This window comes from Vibrio sp. 2132-1 (genome assembly GCF_033344315.1).
Window position 1 is genome coordinate 1 of sequence record NZ_JAWPON010000314.1, and the last position, 715, is coordinate 715.

Sequence of the window (715 nt, forward strand, 5' to 3'; positions counted from 1 at the left end):
AAACTCAATCCGGTGAGGTGGTGTATCAACACCTCACTTTGAGATTCGGATTGCGCGGAGAGCAAAGCGTTTATCAGTTTGAGCTTTCCGAACAAATGCAATACTGCTTAGATTTGTTCAGCCTTTATCTCGCCTTACGACAAACTCAATTTCAATTAGAAGCTTTTCATCCAGATTTAATCAGCAACGTCGTCGTGCCAATTCGTGTCGATGCACTGCTGTGGGATCCGGGCGTGTATTTTCTTGAGCAGATGGTTCAGTTTCACTCAGCCGCTTTCCAGCATGTAATCCCATCCTTACAAGCAGATGAAACATTGTGCCTTCACGAACGCATGGAAACGCTTGTCGAAAAACTGAAGGAAAATGCGTTTGCATTGTGGTTTGAAGTAGCCACATCCCAAACGCATTTTGAGCGTATTGCTGAGTTTGATCCAGATATGATCAAACTCTCGGTAACGATAGAGAACAAACAAGATCAACACTCATTTTTACCCATTGCGCGATTTCTAAGAAAACACAAATACCAGTGGGTTGCTGGTCGCGTTGCAAGCCAAGTCGAACTCAACCGCTATCGACTGCTCGGTGCAAGTTATTACTTTGGTTACTTCAGTGACATCCCTACTTCCCTGTCTTTCCGTTCCTTTGATGAGGAATAGCTGAAACCCAACCCTCATGCCTAAACTAAAAAGCGCGAATGATTCGCGCTTTTTTACTT

1 protein-coding gene is annotated in these 715 nt (G+C 44.1%); it reads left to right on the forward strand.

Annotation, left to right across the window (positions count from 1 at the left end; all coding sequences use genetic code 11):
- Positions 1–656 (forward strand): EAL domain-containing protein (locus tag R8N47_RS25140; RefSeq protein WP_318186095.1); only part of this gene is annotated, 656 nt, incomplete at its 5' end.
- Positions 657–715: the final 59 nt, after the last annotated feature.